The 16815-nt window shown below is 53.6% G+C and carries 18 protein-coding genes; 10 read left to right on the forward strand and 8 right to left on the reverse strand.

All coding sequences use genetic code 11. From position 1 onward, the window contains the following. Positions 1-8: 8 nt before the first annotated feature. Together QU597_RS04190 and QU597_RS04195 are read right to left on the reverse strand one after the other, a co-directional pair. Positions 9-1670 carry a spore germination protein gene (locus tag QU597_RS04190; protein ID WP_310831503.1) on the reverse strand — a complete coding sequence of 554 codons (1662 nt, stop codon included), beginning with the start codon at positions 1668-1670 and terminating at the stop codon, positions 9-11. 160 nt (positions 1671-1830) lie between these two features. Then, positions 1831-2541, reverse strand: coding sequence for a hypothetical protein (locus QU597_RS04195; protein ID WP_310831504.1), 711 nt, complete (start codon positions 2539-2541; stop codon positions 1831-1833). Positions 2542-2964: 423 nt separating this feature from the next. Here QU597_RS04195 and QU597_RS04200 point away from each other — a divergent pair, with 423 nt between their 5' ends. Both QU597_RS04200 and QU597_RS04205 read left to right on the forward strand, forming a co-directional pair. Beyond that, positions 2965-3522 (forward strand): SLOG family protein, encoded by a 558-nt coding sequence (locus QU597_RS04200; RefSeq protein ID WP_310831505.1) that lies wholly within the window; start codon positions 2965-2967, stop codon positions 3520-3522. Between the two features lie 35 nt (positions 3523-3557). Next, positions 3558-3878: a YciI family protein gene (locus QU597_RS04205; protein ID WP_310831506.1), complete on the forward strand. Its 321-nt coding sequence runs from the start codon at positions 3558-3560 to the stop codon at positions 3876-3878. Positions 3879-3891: 13 nt separating this feature from the next. Here QU597_RS04205 and QU597_RS04210 read toward each other — a convergent pair whose 3' ends face one another. Beyond that, entirely contained in the window at positions 3892-5349 is a 1458-nt protein-coding gene (locus QU597_RS04210; protein ID WP_310831507.1) for an amidase family protein, read from the reverse strand. Positions 5350-5507: 158 nt separating this feature from the next. Here QU597_RS04210 and QU597_RS04215 point away from each other — a divergent pair, with 158 nt between their 5' ends. Continuing rightward, positions 5508-6320 (forward strand): DUF6612 family protein, encoded by an 813-nt coding sequence (locus tag QU597_RS04215; protein WP_310831508.1) that lies wholly within the window; start codon positions 5508-5510, stop codon positions 6318-6320. A 97-nt stretch (positions 6321-6417) separates the two neighbouring features. Here the strand turns inward: QU597_RS04215 and QU597_RS04220 are convergent, their stop codons facing one another. The 3 genes from QU597_RS04220 to QU597_RS04230 form a co-directional block, all read right to left on the reverse strand. Then, entirely contained in the window at positions 6418-6915 is a 498-nt protein-coding gene (locus tag QU597_RS04220; RefSeq protein ID WP_310831509.1) for a hypothetical protein, read from the reverse strand. Positions 6916-7021: 106 nt separating this feature from the next. Beyond that, positions 7022-8431 (reverse strand): sensor histidine kinase, encoded by a 1410-nt coding sequence (locus QU597_RS04225; protein ID WP_310831510.1) that lies wholly within the window; start codon positions 8429-8431, stop codon positions 7022-7024. Continuing rightward, positions 8419-9099: a response regulator transcription factor gene (locus QU597_RS04230; protein WP_054938900.1), complete on the reverse strand. Its 681-nt coding sequence runs from the start codon at positions 9097-9099 to the stop codon at positions 8419-8421. The genes QU597_RS04225 and QU597_RS04230 overlap by 13 nt, the downstream gene beginning before the upstream one ends. A 138-nt stretch (positions 9100-9237) precedes the next feature. Here QU597_RS04230 and QU597_RS04235 point away from each other — a divergent pair, with 138 nt between their 5' ends. Further along, on the forward strand, positions 9238-9954 hold the full coding sequence (locus QU597_RS04235; protein ID WP_310831513.1) for a YceI family protein: 717 nt from the start codon (positions 9238-9240) through the stop codon (positions 9952-9954). A gap of 234 nt (positions 9955-10188) precedes the next feature. Here the strand turns inward: QU597_RS04235 and QU597_RS04240 are convergent, their stop codons facing one another. After that, a complete protein-coding gene (locus QU597_RS04240) occupies positions 10189-12318 on the reverse strand; it encodes a peptidoglycan D,D-transpeptidase FtsI family protein (protein WP_310831514.1) in 2130 nt (709 codons plus the stop codon). Positions 12319-12458: 140 nt separating this feature from the next. On the opposite strand from QU597_RS04240, the gene mutT reads away from it, so the two are divergent. The 6 genes from mutT to QU597_RS04270 all read left to right on the forward strand — a co-directional run bounded on the left by mutT (position 12459) and on the right by QU597_RS04270 (position 15985). After that, positions 12459-12851 carry an 8-oxo-dGTP diphosphatase MutT gene (mutT, locus tag QU597_RS04245; RefSeq protein ID WP_310831515.1) on the forward strand — a complete coding sequence of 131 codons (393 nt, stop codon included), beginning with the start codon at positions 12459-12461 and terminating at the stop codon, positions 12849-12851. A 38-nt stretch (positions 12852-12889) separates the two neighbouring features. Then, positions 12890-13234, forward strand: coding sequence for a nucleoside triphosphate pyrophosphohydrolase (locus QU597_RS04250; protein ID WP_310831516.1), 345 nt, complete (start codon positions 12890-12892; stop codon positions 13232-13234). After that, a complete protein-coding gene (locus tag QU597_RS04255; protein WP_310831517.1) occupies positions 13221-13571 on the forward strand; it encodes a DUF1648 domain-containing protein in 351 nt (116 codons plus the stop codon). The genes QU597_RS04250 and QU597_RS04255 overlap by 14 nt, the downstream gene beginning before the upstream one ends. Before the next feature lie 80 nt (positions 13572-13651). Then, on the forward strand, positions 13652-14653 hold the full coding sequence (locus tag QU597_RS04260; RefSeq protein WP_370656229.1) for a Gfo/Idh/MocA family protein: 1002 nt from the start codon (positions 13652-13654) through the stop codon (positions 14651-14653). A gap of 81 nt (positions 14654-14734) precedes the next feature. Continuing rightward, on the forward strand, positions 14735-15673 hold the full coding sequence (locus tag QU597_RS04265) for an ADP-ribosylglycohydrolase family protein (protein ID WP_310831518.1): 939 nt from the start codon (positions 14735-14737) through the stop codon (positions 15671-15673). A gap of 27 nt (positions 15674-15700) precedes the next feature. After that, positions 15701-15985: an alpha/beta-type small acid-soluble spore protein gene (locus tag QU597_RS04270; protein ID WP_206103277.1), complete on the forward strand. Its 285-nt coding sequence runs from the start codon at positions 15701-15703 to the stop codon at positions 15983-15985. A gap of 162 nt (positions 15986-16147) precedes the next feature. On the opposite strand, the gene infC is transcribed toward QU597_RS04270, so the two are convergent. Next, positions 16148-16669: a translation initiation factor IF-3 gene (gene infC, locus QU597_RS04275; protein WP_310831519.1), complete on the reverse strand. Its 522-nt coding sequence runs from the start codon at positions 16667-16669 to the stop codon at positions 16148-16150. Between the last annotated feature and the right edge of the window lie 146 nt (positions 16670-16815).

The following is a 16815-nucleotide window of genomic DNA, read 5'->3' on the forward strand; positions in this document are numbered from 1 at the left end:
ACATGTGTTTACGATTTACGTTTGCTGTCCTGCGTCTTCATCATCGCCGGTCTGCGTTTCATCAGGGTAAGCGGTGCCCGGAAGAACAGGTCCTTCCAGTCCCTTGCCCGAAACGGGGATACAGGCGTCAGGTACGGCACCCCAAAGCTCTTGAGCTTGGTAAGATGGCTGCAGATCAGCAGGAAGAAGAGGATTGTACCGAACATCCCCAGCAGGGCCGCAAATCCCATCCCGACAAAGCGGAGAATCCGCAGCGTTATTCCGGCACTGTACATCGGAATAGAGAAGGAGGAGATCGCGGTGACCGCAACGACAATGACCAGAAAGGGGCTGACGATCCCTGCATTTACGGCGGCATCGCCAATAATGAGACCGCCGACGATACCCATTGCCGGCCCGACCGGTTTAGGCAGCCGGATGCCGGCTTCCCGCAGAATTTCAATCGAGATCTCGAGAATCAGTACTTCGATTACAGACGGAAAGGGGACTCCCTGGCGGGTCTCAATAATGGAGAGTGCCAGCTCCGTCGGGATCAGTCCGGGATGAAAGGAAATGAACGATATATAGAGAGCCGGAGCCATCAGCGCCAGAAAGGAAGCAGCGAAGCGCAGCATCCGCAGAAGCGATCCGGGCAGCCAGCGTTCATAATAGTCTTCCGGAGATTGCAGCAGCATGCTGAAGGTAACCGGAATAATCAGCGCGAAGGGCGTTCCATCCAGCAGAATCGCAATCCGTCCTTCCAGTAGCGCACTGATCACCCTGTCAGGACGTTCGGTGTTCTGGACCTGCTGGAAAGGACTTAGGTAGTTGTCTTCGATTAGCTGCTCGATGTATCCCGATTCTGCAAGAAAATCGATATCCAGCTTGGAGATCCGTGACTCGACTTCCTGAAGCAGCTCCGGATTAACAATATCCTTCATATAAGCGATTGCCAGATCCTTCTGAATCCGGTTGCCGGCCCGGTGAGTTACGATCTCCAGCTGATCACTCCTGCCCTGGCGCCGTAAGATGGAGGTGTTCAAATTTAATGACTCGGAGAAACCCAGCCGGGGCCCGCGCAACAGCGCTTCTGAGACAGGCTCGTCCAGTGACCGGCTGTCTGCTTCCGGCGGCTGGATCAGCAGGCCTTGAGGAAGCCCTTCAATCAGTAGGCCGGCATATCCATACAGGACTGATTGATTGAAGTCCGTCAGATCACTGGCCTCGCTCAGCTGGCTGAACGGCAGCCGCTGTCCGGCTAATCCGGAAGCGGAGAAGGAATCAGTTGTTGCCTCGAACATTAGAAACTGCATGATCTTTAAATTCAGATTTCTATCGTTCTGCATGCCGTCTACATAAATAAGCGCCGCCTGTTTCTGCAGCCTGGTTATAGTAAATTCCTTGAAATGAAGATCAGTGTTCCTTCCGATAGCCGACTTAATAAACTGAAGGTCTGTGGTATAGTTTCCGCTGAAGCTTTGCCGGGCTTGCAGAGGGGGGGACACCGGAGCATCAGATAACCCCTTGCGCTTCTTCCCGCTGCTGCCCGGCGACTCCACCGCCCTGCCGCTGCCTACCAGGGAATACAGTGCTTTATAGAGACGGCTTACAGCTAGAGGAAAGAGAAGTGCAATTCCCGCCTGAAAGAAGACATCCCAGCCGGGGATGTGGGAAATAACGAAAGATAGCAATGAAATCAACCCCAACTTTCTGTATAAATTGCTGTGTACATGAAGTTTTCCAAAGTCTGCTTTCGTTTAGTCATTTCTGTAAAAATAATTGTCCGCAAAAAAACGGATGCGCCTCTTTTCAGGACACATCCGCTTGAATTGGAATATTCAATAAGGGTTATTAACTACCCGAGCCGGCAGCAGCCGAACCGTTGTTGCCTTGGCCGTTGCCGCCTCCGGGGGCTCCACCCCGGCCGCCCCCTCCGAAGCCGCCTGCTCCTAGCGTGATCTTCTCTGCATTGGTGGTGTCTGTCTTCAGCGTGTACTGGATGATATCCTCAGCCTTGAGGTCAGCCAGGCTGATCACCGTTTCCTTCTGCTCACCGTTATCAAAGGTAACGGATACAAACTGGGTATCGCTCTCGACAGTAATATCCGTAGTCTCCCCGGAGAAATTCTGCATCATGCCGCCGCCCGGCATCCCGCCTTGGCGGCCGCCGCCTTGACCTCCCTGAGCGTCTTGGGCAGTACCTTCCGGAGGCTGCCCGTCTTTACCACCCTCCGGCGGAGTTCCCTGGCCTTCCGGTGCAGTGCCGTCGGCGCCATCACCGTTATTTTGCGGCCGTCCAGCAGGCATTTCGGCTGTATAGATCGTGATGGTGCTGCCACTGATGCTTTTGATTTTACCAATATTCATGCCGGCTCTGTTCATACCTCTGTCCCCGGCTCCGGGGGAGGCGGCGGGTTGTGCGGCTGTGCCGTCGCTCTGGGTTTGCGCGGTTTGGCTGTCTGCAGCTGATGAGGACGCTGTATCCGTGTTTGAACTGCAGCCTGCAAGCAGGATGGCTGCGATCAGGCTGCTGGCCATCATATAGGGTACATTCCTTTTCATTTCAATTCTCCTCCTTGATGAACTACACAACTTTCTGCGGACAATATATCAGAGCGTCCTGAATGTCAGCTTAAAGTTTGGTAAATATTTCTGAAAAGATTGACAGAAACAATTGATATATAATGGTTATATAAATTGAACCTGTGATTCTTCTATTTTGGGAATGGCCGTGACTACAGAGAATATTTGGACTTCCGGCCGCTGTTGTCTGCAGATTTCTTGATTTAAACCGCTACTAGCGGTAGAAATCCACAGACTGCTTATGCTTCCGAAGTGAGCTTTCCTACGGAAAGCTTTTAGGCGGACGCTATCGCTCCTACAGTTCCAAAATTCCCCTCCGCCACTTTTCCCTAAATGTATACTTTCAAGTTCAATCTATATAGTGGAGTACAGAGACGAAACCTTCAAGGAAAGAGGCAACACATGACAACCCTACTGGTAACAGGCTACCGTGCGCATGAGCTCGGGATTTTTGACAGCAAGCATCAGGGCATCCCCTATATCAAAAAGGCGCTCGCCGCAAGGCTGATTCCCCTCATTGAAGACGGAGTGGATTGGGTCATTACTCCCGGTCAATACGGTGTAGACCTTTGGGCCTGCGAGGTGGTACTGGAGCTGAAGCGTAAATATCCGCTCCTGAAGCTGGGGATCATTACCGCTCATGCCAACCCGGAAGAGAAGTGGAAAGAGGACAAGCAGAACGAATACCGGGGAATTGTGGCCGGAGCAGATTATTATGGAGCGGTAAGCAATGCCCCTTATGACGGCAGCTGGCAATTCCGGGCCAGAGATGATCTGCTGTTCCGCAAAAGCGATGCCATTCTGCTGTTCTATGATGAGGATGCCGCTGAAGGAAGTGCGAAATATTTTAAGGAACGGGCATTGAAGCTGCATGCGGAGGGCGACTATGGTCTCTATCTGATGTTTGCGGAGGAAATTCAAAATATTGCTGACGAGGAAAACCAGCGTGATTACGAGTGACAAGAAGCAGTGAGTGAAGCGGAGGGGGATGGAAGATGAATTCTGTTCAGGCGGAAGAAGATATATGTTATGTCATTCTGTTAAGCCCCACGCAGCAGGACCGCAGAGATATGGAGATCATCCGCGGGCATGTGCAGCATCTGCAGCAGCTGGAACGCAGCGGCCAGCTGGTGCTGTGCGGGCCGTTTAACGATGCTCCCGGCGGGATGGTAATTATCCGGGCAGAATCCCGGGAAGAGGCAGAGGCGGTTGCGGAGCGTGATCCGTATGTTCTCTCAGGCATCCGCAGCTACGAGCTCCGCACCTGGAGCCTGTCACATGCAGGCAACAGACACATGGGCATAGCCGCGGATTGACGAGAGCTGCTGTTTAAATAAAGCTCTGCAGCGAAGGCGCTTTGCGGATCTTGTAATTCTGCTCATAGGCATAGGCCAGCTTGATCAGCAGCGGCTCCTGATAAGCCTGGGCCGAGAACGTCACCCCGAACGGGGCACCGGCCGAGGTGTAGCCGGAAGGCACGACGATGGAGGGATATCCTGATCTGGAGGTGATCCGTGCTCCAAAGTCGGCCGGGAACAGCAGGGCGTCCAACTGGTGCTCCTTCATGGTGGCGTCGATGCCCTGCTCCTTGCAGAGCTTCAGATCCGTGGCGCGGTCACGCAAGTACTGCGGCTCTGTCAGAGTGCCTGAAGAGGTATATTCGGCATCGATCAGTGTAGCTTGTCCATAGCGCAGCGTCTCTACCGGATGGGCATGGTTGAAGTCAATGATATCCTTAAGGGTTCGTATCTTCGCACCCGGGCCGAGCCGGGCCAGATAAGCGTTAATGGAGGTTTTGAACTCGTTCAGCACTACGGAGGAATATTTGATCTCGCGCGCGGTGCGGATATCGGCAGGGTCGATGATGGTTGCGCCAAGCTCACGCATTCTGTCCACGGAAGCGTTGAACAGTGCCAGCTGTTCTTCTGTTAATTCTTCGAAATAGTAGTCCCGGGGAATGCCGATCCTCGCACCCTGCAGACCGTTCAGATCAAGGAATTCCGTATAGTCCTCATGCAGCCTTCCCTCGCTAGTGCCCATCGCCGCATCACTGCTGTCCCGGCCAAGCATGGCATTCAGCAGGAGTACTGCGTCACGGACAGTTCTACCCATTGGCCCGGCAGTATCCTGCGTGTTCGACAGCGGAAGAATGCCGGAGCGGCTGAGCATGCCTACCGTCGGCTTAATTCCCACAATTGACCCGAGATTGCCGGGATTGAGGATGGAGCCGGAGGTTTCGGTTCCCACCGATACTGTGCAGAAATTACAAGCGACGGCTACTGCGGAGCCGGCACTGGAGCCGCCGGTAGGTGTGGAGATATTGTAAGGGTTCAGCACCTGGCCCCCGCGCGAGCTGTAGCCTGACGGCATGCCATTCGTCATGAAGTTGGCGAATTCCGTCATGTTCGCTTTGCCCATGATGATGGCTCCGGCCTCGCGCAGCTTCGTAACGATAAAGGCATCTTCCCCGGCAAAAGAATCCGCCAAAGCCAGCGATCCCGCACTGGTATGCATTTTATCCCCTGTATTGATATTGTCCTTGAGCAAGACCGGAATGCCATGCATCGGTCCTCTTGGACCCTGCAGCGCACGTTCCACATCCAAAGATTCCGCAATGAACAGCGCATCCGGATTGATCTCCAGCACAGAGTTAATCGTCAGGCCGTTTTTGTCATGATCGGCAATGCGCTCATAATACATGAGAACCAGTTCTTTGGAAGTGATCTCTCCGGCTGCCAGTGCGGCCTGAATTTCCGGAATTGTAGCCTCTACGATTTCAAAACTCATGCGGGTTCACGCTTCTTTCTCTCTTTGGTTTGGCCTTCTCCTTCATCTAACCATAGTTTACCGCGTCTTGATAGAGTTCATTTTGGATTTTTTTTGATAGTTGGCATTCCATATCTGGTGTATAATCCCATGTGAAGCTCACACGGGAGGATTTCATTTTGAATAAATGGGGAAAAGGTTTAATGGTTGTGGTTATGGCGCTTGGTCTGGCTGGCTGCGCGGATGATGGTATTGTCAAGGAGAGCCGTGTTCAAGAACCGGCTATGCCTACAGCAGAGCAGTTAATCGCGAAAATAACAGAAGCCAGTGAAGGGCTTAGCAGCTTTGTGCAGGAGACCCAGTCCTGGCTGAATACAGATATGGCACAAGCTGAAAGTCAGGTGAATCAAACTGTAGAAACGAAGTCAACCACTGAGGTTGTAATGGCCCCCCTGCAGATGCATCAGGTGAGCCAGTTACAGATTTTGGGCAAGGAGGAACAGAAGCTGGAGATATATCTTGTTGAGGGAGGCTATTTTACCTCTATGAACGGCTACTGGCGAAAGATGCCTGAGAGTATGTCTGAGCTAATAATGACGCCTTTGCAGCTGGAGGCAAGCCCCGGACGGCGGATGGAACAGTTTAAGACGATCCTGCCTTATTTATCGGTGACGGAGGAAGGCGGCGACTACGTGCTGAAGGCCCGTGCATCCGGTGAGCAGATGAAGGATTTCACAGCCTATTACAGGTTGCAATATGGCAGCGGAGAGCTGGCAGAGCAGCAGATATCTGCTGTGAAAAGTATGAGCATATTGTACAGCGTGGACAAACAGACCTACTGGCCAACCCGGACAGAAGATGAAATGGTTACTGACGACAGAAGGGGCGGCCAGGGGATGTACTCTAAAGTCAAAAGGAGAACCGATATAGGGAAATATAATACCCTCTCAGAGATTGAGCTTCCGGAGGAGGCCCTGAATGTTCTGCAGTAAACAACGGAGGTTCAAGAAACACAAAATCAGCCAAAAAGCCTGTATGCCGCTAAGGAGTAGTGGTGTCCAGGCTTTTTGGTGGGCAAATATCGGAAATCTAGTCCTGCGCCGGGCGGAAGCCCTCTTCCGCCAGATAATCGTGGGCTTCTTCAAGGGTCTCGAAGGCCATTTCCAGCTGGAGTCCGGCATAGAGATACCATAAGTCTTCTTCGAATCTCAGACTAAGGCTGTTGCCGTCCTCATTCACCCAAATCGTCTCAGCCGAGTCTGCCGCCAGTTTCTTCTTGCGCTTACTTGGGGCAGGCGCTTCCGGAATGTACATGGTCAACGAGGCAATGGATGCCTCAATCAGCTCCCGCAGTCCGGCTTCGGAATAATCGCGGATATTTACAAGACCCTTGTTATCCGTTTCATAGCCCCGCAGCAGCCCTGCGTATACAAAGCCGTTACCGTTAGGATGCAGATGGGAAGCAACGGTTTTTTTGTCATGCCGGCTGCCTTCGTAATGATAGTTCACCCGTCCAAGCGAGACATTCCTCCGCTCAAGCTCTGGATAGGAATCAAATATTGCCAATTTCTGTTCAAAAGTAAGCATATACAGCCTCCGGTTCACGGTTCTTCTAAGGTTAATGTTACGTCGGTGCAAGTGATTATACCACGTTAAAGACCCGCGGGACTACAGCTGCCGCTTCGCCACTGTATTAAGCATGGAGCGGCAAAATCAGCTCGAAGGTGGAGCCTTGGTCGGGACTACTTCCCAGCACCAGGCTTCCGCCCATCGCTTCGGCCAGCAGACGGCTGAATGTTAGGCCCAGCCCCAGGCCGCGAAGCGTGCTCTGCTTGTCGCTGCTGCGGAAGAAAGCTTCGAAGATTCTGCCGCTGATGTCCGAAGGGATGCCCGGCCCGTTATCGGTGACGGTAATTTCAGCATATCCCTGCGGAATTACGGTTAGGCTGATGGTCAGCTGGAGATTTTGTCCAGGCAGTGAAGCCTGTACGCTGTTGTTCAGCAGATTCACGATGATTTGCTGGATGCGCAAGGGGTCTCCCCGCACATAGAGCGGCTTCTCTGGCAGCTGAAGCACCGGTTCATTAACTGACTCACACTGCGTGAGCTTCCACTGGTAGACGATCTCCGCCAGCAGCGGAACGGCATCCAGCCGGTCATGCCGGACGGCCACGATGCCGGCGGTGAGGGCGTTGTAATCCAGCAGATCGGCCACCATGCGCTGCAGCCGGCCCGCTTCCTGCAGGGCGATGTCGAGGAATTCATCGGCTTCATCGCCTTCAACGACACCCTCGCGGACGGCATGAACCAGTCCTTTGATCGAGGTGACCGGTGTTTTCAGCTCATGGGATACTCCGGCCAGCATAACCGCCCGGGACTGCTCGAACTGCTGCAGCTTGCCCGACATCTCCTGAAAGGAGAGCAGCAGCTCGTGAATTTCCCGCTCTTTGGCCCCTGTGTCCAGAATGATATTGTACTCCCCGCTGCTAATCTGTGCTGCTGCGGCAGCTACCCGCTGAATCGGTTTTGCCAGCTTGCTCGATAAGAGGTAGATGGTCAGCCAGCTCAGGATGATCAGGAACAGGATCAGAATGGAGAAGAACGTAATCTCCTCCTGGGGAATATGGCGCAGGGAACGTTTGGACTGAAGCACGATAACCTGCCCCAGGGTTTCGCCGCCTTGCTGAATCTGGGCCACCGCAGCCTTGAACTCTGGACTGCGTGAGCCGGATAGCGTGTCATTGAGCTTATGGTTCATCTCTTCCTGGGTCAAGGCTGGCTCAGAGAAGAGTAGTTTGCCCTCCGGGTCTGTAATAATCACGCACATTTCCTGCGTTAATTTGAAGAAGCGTTTGCGGTCTTCGACCAGCTTAGCCAAGGTTGGGCTGATCTGCATGGTTCCTTCGCTGCTTACGCTGCGGTCGGCAATCTCCTGGGCGAGCAGGGCGGTGGTCTGCATGCGGTTGTTCATCGCCTCCTGCTGAATCCACCAGAAGGTCACCAGTGCGGTGAGCAGAAGCCCGATGCTGATAATAATAAGATAGCGGAGCGTCCAGTAGGAGAGGATGGAGGTGCGTCTCTGCGCCTGCTTCATACGGTCCATAACTGGTACCCGGTCCCGCGCAGTGTGCGGATCTCCCCTTCCTCAGCCGGCCAGTGCGAGAGCGCCTGGCGCAGTCTCTTGATCGACAGGTCGACCGCCCGGTCGCTGCCCTCATAGTCCATCTCCCACACCTGTTCAATCAGCTGGTCTCTGGTGCAGATCTGATTCGGGCGTTCGGCCAGGAACAGCAGGACAGACATATCGCGCGGGCTCAGACTGACCTCGGCGTTATTCAGGAAGACGCTGCGGGCGCTGAAATCGACAAACAGGCTGCCGAAATGGCGTTTGCCGCTGCCATCGGACCACTGGGAAGGGCGGCGCAGCACGGCGTTTACCCGGGCGACGACTTCTTCGGGGATGAATGGCTTGGACATATAGTCGTCGGCACCGCCGTCAAGTCCGGCCAGCCGGTCCTTAATTCCGTCCCGGGCGGTGAGCATGATGACGGGGCAGCTGCTGATTTTGCGGATCTGGCCCAGCAGTTCAAAGCCGTCCATGTTCGGCAGCATAATGTCGAGCAATATAAGAGAAGGAGGCGATGCCTCGAACACTTCAAGTGCGGCTATGCCGTCGGCGGCATGGGTAACCTGGAAGCCGGCTTTTTTAAGATAGGCGCCAAGCACACGGGCAATTGCTGCCTCATCTTCAACAATCAGAATGGATTTCATGGGAAACAAGCCTCCTTTAGCGGACATTTTACCACAGAACACCGGACGGTGCTTTGACTTATTCCCGACATATTGCTTTGTTAGAATGGGAGCTAGCCGGACAAGGCAGAGAAAAATTTCTAGATGGAGGGAATAAGGATGAAGAAGAAAACATGGGTGTGGGCAGCCACGGGCGTCGTAATCGCGGGGGCAATCACAGCATTTACGTTACTGAACAACAGCTTGGGCAATAACGTGGAAATCGAGTCCGTCATTCCTGCACAGGAACAGGGAACGAATAACTCTGGAACGGCGGTAGCGAATGCGGCGGCGGCAACAGGCGCTGCAGTTACAGCAGAACAATTAAACGGTGCCTGGAGTATTGCCGACACTTCGAAAGTATACTGGTCGGTTACGACCTCCAAAGAAACGGTCAACTTCGTAAATGCCTCCGTTCAAGGGACATGGAATGTCAATCTGGATGACACAGCCTCTATGACTGGCGAAGGTTCCATTGAGATGAGTGCGCTGGATTCCGGAGAAGGACAACGGGACGAGCACGTAAAAAGCGCAGATTTCCTGAGTGTAGAAGAGTTCCCGCAGTCGACATTTAAGGTGAGCTCCTTTTCTGAGCTGCCGGCAGAATGGACGGAGGGTACTGCGGTGCCGGTTCAGATGACAGGTACGCTTACCGTAAAAGGAATTGAGAAAGAGGTTACCTTCGATTCGCAGGCGGTGTACAGCGGTGGACAGCTGATGCTGTCGGGAACGACAACCGTAACCTTTGCAGACTTCGGTATGAAGAATCCGCACTCGATCGTGCTGGATACTGAGAATGATCTTGAAGTGCGTCTGGAGCTTGTACTAAGCAAGTAACATAGTGAGCAGGCCAAGTTTCATAAGAAGATCTTCTAACCACCATAAATTAGCTGTTATCGGCAAAACAAGCCCATTCCGTCTATGGAATGGGCTTGTTTTTGTTCTTGGATAAGCGTGCGTAAGCTTGAGCTGTTTGGCGAAAAACCTTCCTCCATATCCCGAAAGAGAGCTTACATACTCACGCCTGTATGGTTTTTTTGTCCACAGTAGAGAGCAGTACACGGAAACCGACTAATGCGTCGATTCCACAGCTGCCCCATCTCCGGCAGTCTGCTTAGCTTTATCCTCCACAGGCGGAATGCTCTTCTTCGGTATACCGTCCAGCCCGTATTCCCAATCATAGGCGTCAAAAATTTTGCGGGCAACGGGCGCGGCGCTGTTGGAACCGAATCCCCCTTCGGGAATAACGACGGCGACGGCCAGCTTGGGATTCTCGCGCGGGGCGAAGGCAATAAACACGCCGTTGTCGGCCAGGTAACTGCTCTTTTTAACCGTATATTGCTGCTGGGAAGTACCGGTTTTACGTGCAAAGTCATAAGGGAAATCCTCAAATGCAGTCACAGAAGTATTCATACCCTTGATGACTTCACGCCAGTATGCTTTATCGAACTTCACTTCGTTCAGCACTTCCCTGCCGAAGGTCTTGACGGTGTTTCCGGCCTGATCTGTGATTTTGCTGACAAGCTGCGGCTTAATCCGGACTCCCTGGTTCGCCAGCGTGGAGGCATACTGGGCCAGCTGCAGCGCCGTGTAACGGCCTTGCTGTCCGAATGACGCAAAGACCAGCGCTGACTGGGCGCTTCCGCTTTTTGCCTCTTTCACATAGTTGATAAGGCCTTTATGCTCATTCGGTAGTCCGCTGCCCGGCCGCTCACCCAGCCCGAACTCCCTCATGTATTTATCCCAGACATTGACTCCTTCAGAGCCGTACTTCTCATAGAGTTTCTTGCCGACCATATCGATCATGAAGACGTTGGAGGACTTCTCTATGGCTTCAGCCGGAGAGTTGAAGAATCCATAGGCATGGCCGCCGGCGTTGCGGACGGTCGTCTCATAACCGGCTCTGCCGAAGGTTGTGCTGCCTTTGTCGGTATAAGTTGTTCGTGTTGTAATGAACCCTTCGTTCAGGCCGATCAATACGGTCAGCGGCTTGATCACTGAACCGAGGAACACAGCGGAATCGAAATTGTGCCCGGACCGTCCGGAGGAAATTGGCGTGACGGTACCGTTCTGATAATTCAGCTGAATCTGGTTATATACCTCTGTAGGCAGAGTGCCTGTAGTCCAAATATTGGTATCATAATCCTCCATGCTGGCCATCGCTACAATATTTCCGGTATCGACTTCCATGGCAACGGCGTAACCGGTCTTGGCATCAGGGTGAACCTTGCCCTGCACCGGATTCCTGTGAACCCACTTGATCTGATCCAGGATCGCCTGCTCCGTCTTCAGCTGAATGTTCTTATCGATGGTGGTCCATACATCATTGCCTTTGACAGGAGGTACAATGGCTTCAATGCCCTCGGCCATATTCTTGGCATTAACACCTACGGTCAGGTAGCCGTTGCGCCCCCGCAGCTCCCGCTGGTACTGCAGCTCCAGCCCGTCAAAGCCGACAAACTCATCACTCCGGTAAGAGAGGCCCGGGTCAGTGTCATTTTTCATGGCTGCCAGAATGTTCTTATAAATATCTAAGCTATCCGCTTTCTTGAAGGTTTTGATATATCCGACCGTCTGTACAGCTACTGTGTCCGGATCATAGTGGCGCTCGTCCTCCTCGCTGACAGTGAGATTCGGATACTTGTCCTTATGCTCCATGAAGTAGGCAATTTCCTCTTTAACCAGACCGCGTTTGATCGGCCGCAGCATGAAGCCCGAGTAGACTTTGGAGTCAAGGTCCATGGCTTTCAGCACGGCATCCTTCGTAATCACTTCATCTTCCGGCACCTTGGCCCCGTATTTGGCGAAATCCGCAGCAAGGTCGGCGGCAAGCTGATTAGCTTTGGCGGTAGCTTCGGGCGACCGTGAGGTTAATTTGGTTTTTTTGTCCGTTACGGTTTCTGTATAGTCAGTGGTCAAGGAGAAATAAAGCGTTTGCACCGAGGTGGAATAGGCTAGCTTTTCTCCGCCCTTTGCCAAAATACTTCCGCGTATCGAAGCAAGCGGCACGTTTTTGGTATCACGGCTCGTTTCAACCTCGGTGAGCGTGGGGCCTTCAACAAATTGTACAATGGCAAGACGGACAATAATAATGCAGAATATAATAAAAGTGCCGAAGAAAAATATATTGATGCGCAGACTAAGCGACGGGTTCGCGCTCTGATCCTCATTCCTGGCATCCGGCCTGAAAATAGATTTCACGTTTAGCCTCCCCGAAAAAAATACATTTTTACTCTATGAAGCTAGTGAACAGTTAATTAGTATGCAATTCATATTTTACCATATAAAACCACAATATGGCATCTCTCGTAAATGTTGAGTGCCGGTCCGGAGGAGCAAAAATGAGGATTGAAGTAGCGGCGGCGATTATCCATAATAAAGAAGGAAAGCTGCTGATCGCCCGGCGGAAACCTGGCAAAGCGCAGGCAGGGCTGTGGGAATTCCCCGGCGGCAAGCTGGAGGCCGGTGAAGATGCCGTAGAGTGTCTGCGCAGAGAGCTGATGGAAGAAATGAGAATCGCCATCCGGCCTTATGAAGCATTCGGAAGCCATGAGCATGATTATGGCAACGTACAGATTACGCTGATAGCCTGGAAGGCGGAGTATCTGGACGGGGAGATTGCGATGAGTGACCATGATGCCTGCAGATGGGTGGAACGGGGCGAGCTGGCGGAATACGACTTTGCCCCGGCGGATATTCCTTTTGTGGAGCGCCTGAGGAAGGAGCTTAGCTGAGGGTAGCCGATTATAGAATGAAAGGCGGCTGATTGATTTTGACCGAGTATTTCAAGCTTGTAAGAGATGGTATTCCGGCGCTGATTGCATCGCAGGGGAAGACCTGTGCCACCAGAATACTGGATACCGGGGAATACATAGAGGCGCTGCGTGCGAAGCTGCGCGAGGAAGCAGAGGAATACTTCCGGGAAGAGCAGGACGGGCATGCGCTAGAGGAGCTGGCAGATATGCTTGAGGTCATCCGGGCATTAGCCGTGATCCATGGCGGAGACAGTGAGATGCTGGAGGCGATCCGTGCCGAGAAGGCAGAGCGCCGCGGCGGATTCAAGGACCGTATTCTGCTGCTTCGGACAGAAGGGGCTGCAGCTGATGTTCAAAAATAAAATGACGATCACCCTAAGCAGTGTTGCTGCCATCATTCCTGTATTGCTGTATATGTATCTCTACCGGGAGATGCCTGATTTTGTACCTATTCATTACAATGGTGAGGTGGCGGACCGGTTTGTGGACAAAGGGAGCTATGAGGTCCTATTAGTGAGTTTATTCGGCTGGTTTAGCTTCGGGTTCATCCGTCTGCTTCAGCTGCTGCTGCGAAGGCTGTTCCTCCGCAGCTATATTGAGAATCTCGCGCTGAACCACCGGATCTGGAATGCCGCTACGCTTCTGGTGACGGTCGGATTTTCTGTAATTAGCGTGTTTGCGCTGCTGGCAATGGTCTAAGCTTAGCGGTGAATCTTTTACACAAGAAGCACAGTTTGATAGAATCAAATAGACTGAAACTATTGCAGGAGGAGACTTTAATGCCAATGGATAACGCTTACAAGGTGAAATGGGGAATTCTCAGCACCGGCTGGATTGCCCACCAGTTCGCAACGGATCTGGCCCATGCCAGTAACGGTATTGCTTACGCTGTCGGATCACGCACCCAGGAAAGCGCGGATGAATTCGCTAAGAATCACGGCATTCCCGTCGCCTATGCTACTTACGAAGAACTGGTGAACGACCCGGAGGTGGATGCCATCTATATCGGGACGCCGCATCCGTTCCATAAAGAGAACGCCCTGCTGGCCCTGCGCGCCGGCAAGGCTGTGCTGTGTGAGAAGCCGTTCACGGTGAACAGCGGGGAGCTGGAAGAAGTCGTGGCCTATGCCCGCGAGCATAAGCTGTTCCTGATGGAGGCCATGTGGAGCCGCTATATCCCGGCTAACGTCAAAGTCAGAGAGTGGATTGCTGCAGGGAAGATTGGGGACGTCCGCCTGGTCCAGGCAGACCTTGGCTTCCGCGCCGACTGGAATCCGGAAAGCCGCCTGCTGAATCCGGCGCTGGGCGGCGGAGCATTGCTGGATGTCGGCATCTATCCGATATCCTTCGCTTCCATGGTTTTAGGGCCTCATCCTGAGTCCGTATCCAGTACGGTACATATCGGTGAGACCGGGGTGGATGAGCATTTCTCACTGCTGTTATCCTATGGCGGCGGAAAAAGCGCTTCGCTTAACGGGGGAATCCGGCTCAAGCTGCTGGAGGAAGCTCATGTATTCGGAACCGAGGGCCATATTATTGTGAAAGGCACGCTGGTGAATCCGCGTGCGGCCGAGCTGTATATCGGCGGTGAACTGGCAGAGACCTTTGAGGATGACCGTGCTTCTGTCGGCTATTCGTTTGAGGCGGAGGAAGTGGGCCGCTGTCTGCAGGCCGGTCTGACGGAAAGTCCGGTTATGACGCTGGATGAATCCGTAGCGATTCTGAAGCTGCTGGATCAGGTCCGGGCACAGTGGGGACTTAAGTATCCTGGCGAACAATAATTAAATGCTTCTGAAGAAACCGGCGGTCCCCAGAGAATATTGTTAACTCTGGGGACCGTCAGTGCATAAGGAGGATGCAGTATGACTTTGAATGCGGATCGATATCAGGGGTGTCTGCATGGGCTGGCGGTAGGGGATGCGCTCGGAACCACGGCCGAATTCAAGGCCCCCGGCACCTTTGCACCGCTGGAGGATATCATAGGGGGCGGCGTCTTCGGCTTGCAGCCGGGACAGTGGACAGATGACACATCCATGGCACTATGCCTGGCGGAAAGCCTGCTCTCAAAGCAGGGATTTGATCCTGCAGACCAGATGCAGCGTTATTTGAAATGGTTCCGTGAGGGGCATCTGAGCAGCACCGGGGAATGCTTTGACATCGGCAATGCTACGCGGGCGGCGCTGCTTCAATATGAAGCGAGCGGAGAGGCCTACAGCGGTTCGGCCGATCCGTTTGCTGCGGGGAATGGCTCGATTATGCGGCTGGCTCCTGTCGTTATGTATTACGCTGCCCATCCGGCGGATGCCATCCGATATGCGGCCAGCAGCTCTAGAACGACACATGCCGCAGCGGAATGTGTCAGCGCCTGCCGCCTGCTGGCCGCTTATATTCTTGCCGGACTGCACGGGTGGAGCAAACAGGAGATGCTGGCCCCGGAGGCCTTCGGCGGCTGGCTGCAGGAGGATCAGCTGACACCGCATATCCTGGGCATTATGAATGGCTCTTACAAGCTTAAGCAACCGCCTGAAATTCAAGGCTCCGGGTACGTGGTGGAATCGCTGGAAGCGGCGCTGTGGGCGTTCCATAACTCCGCCAGCTTTGCCGAAGGTGCGCTGCTCGCTGTCAATCTGGGCAATGACGCCGATACGACCGGGGCGGTCTACGGCCAGATTGCCGGGGCCTTTTACGGATTAAGCGGCATCCCGGAGCACTGGATCTCTATACTTGCGATGCGCGGGCTGATTGCCGACTATGCGGGAAGACTGTATGCGGATGAAACAAGGGACCTTGGGGAAAAGTAGAGGAAATACACCAAGGGAGTGATCTGGATGGCAAGAAGAAACCGGAAATATGCAGTACCGGGAGCAGCACAGGGAATGCAGACCTTCAAAGCGGATGTGATGAGGCGCGAAGGGTATACCGTTGATCCGAACCACCCGGACGATGTGAAATATGAAGTCGCCAAGGAGCTGGGCATCCCCCTGCAGCCGGGCAATAATGGCGGTCTGACTACGGAATCAGCCGGCCATATCGGCGGCAAAATCGGCGGCTCCATGGTCCGTGAAATGATCCGCCTTGCCCAGGAGCAGCTCGCGGAGAAGGGGAATTCTTAGGAGCTTGCAGGGCCTGCGGTGGCAGTTCTTGTTCTGTGGGGGAGCGGTAGTTCAACTGTGATCTGCAGAATCCCGCCTAATCTAACAATTATAAATGTTGTTGTAGACCCAAAAAAGAGCTCCCCGCCACGGGAAGCTCTTTTTGTCATCTATACCGGCTGATCAGCGCGGATTTAACTTCACCTTCGAGCCTTTGCCGCCGGTCTGGAGGCCGGTTTCCTTGACTCCGGCTTCCTTCAGGTCGGTGACCAGCCGTTCAAGCACGGACTTGGCCGCGGCGGCTTCCTTGGCGCTGGAGGCCTGCACAACCAGCTGCACCGGCTTGCCGGAGCGCAGATGCTTGTCCGCCTGGCGCAGCTTCGTCTCGTAATCATGCTCCTCGATATGGGCAGTGAAGCGCAGCTCCTTGACCTTCTCCTTGCTGCCGCTCTTTCCGGCTGCCTGGCCGGGGGATGCCTTGCGTGCCGAAGCAGCTTCCTTCTGCGCGGCAGCCTTTGCTTTGCCTTTAGCCATCAGGCTGCAGGGCGGGGGGCTGCTCATCAGCGAGGTGCAGACCAGATCCGCCCCTTGGGACCGGGCAATCCCCAGTGCCTCCTCTCTGGAGACTATACCGAGCTTCTCGCCTTTTAGTCCGGTGAGCACGACCTCGGATGCTCTTATTTGTTCATTCATGAATACTGCCATTACTATGAAACCTCCTGCTTGAGCCATGATACTGATATCATAACGGGAAGTGGCCTGCTGTTCAATCGGTTAGCAGCTGCAAGTCCTGTATATTAAAAAAGAACCCGGCAGACTCTGCCGGGTTCGGTCTATAAAATAAATTGCAT

Source organism: Paenibacillus pedocola (assembly GCF_031599675.1).
GTDB classification, from domain to species: domain Bacteria; phylum Bacillota; class Bacilli; order Paenibacillales; family Paenibacillaceae; genus Paenibacillus_AQ; species Paenibacillus_AQ pedocola.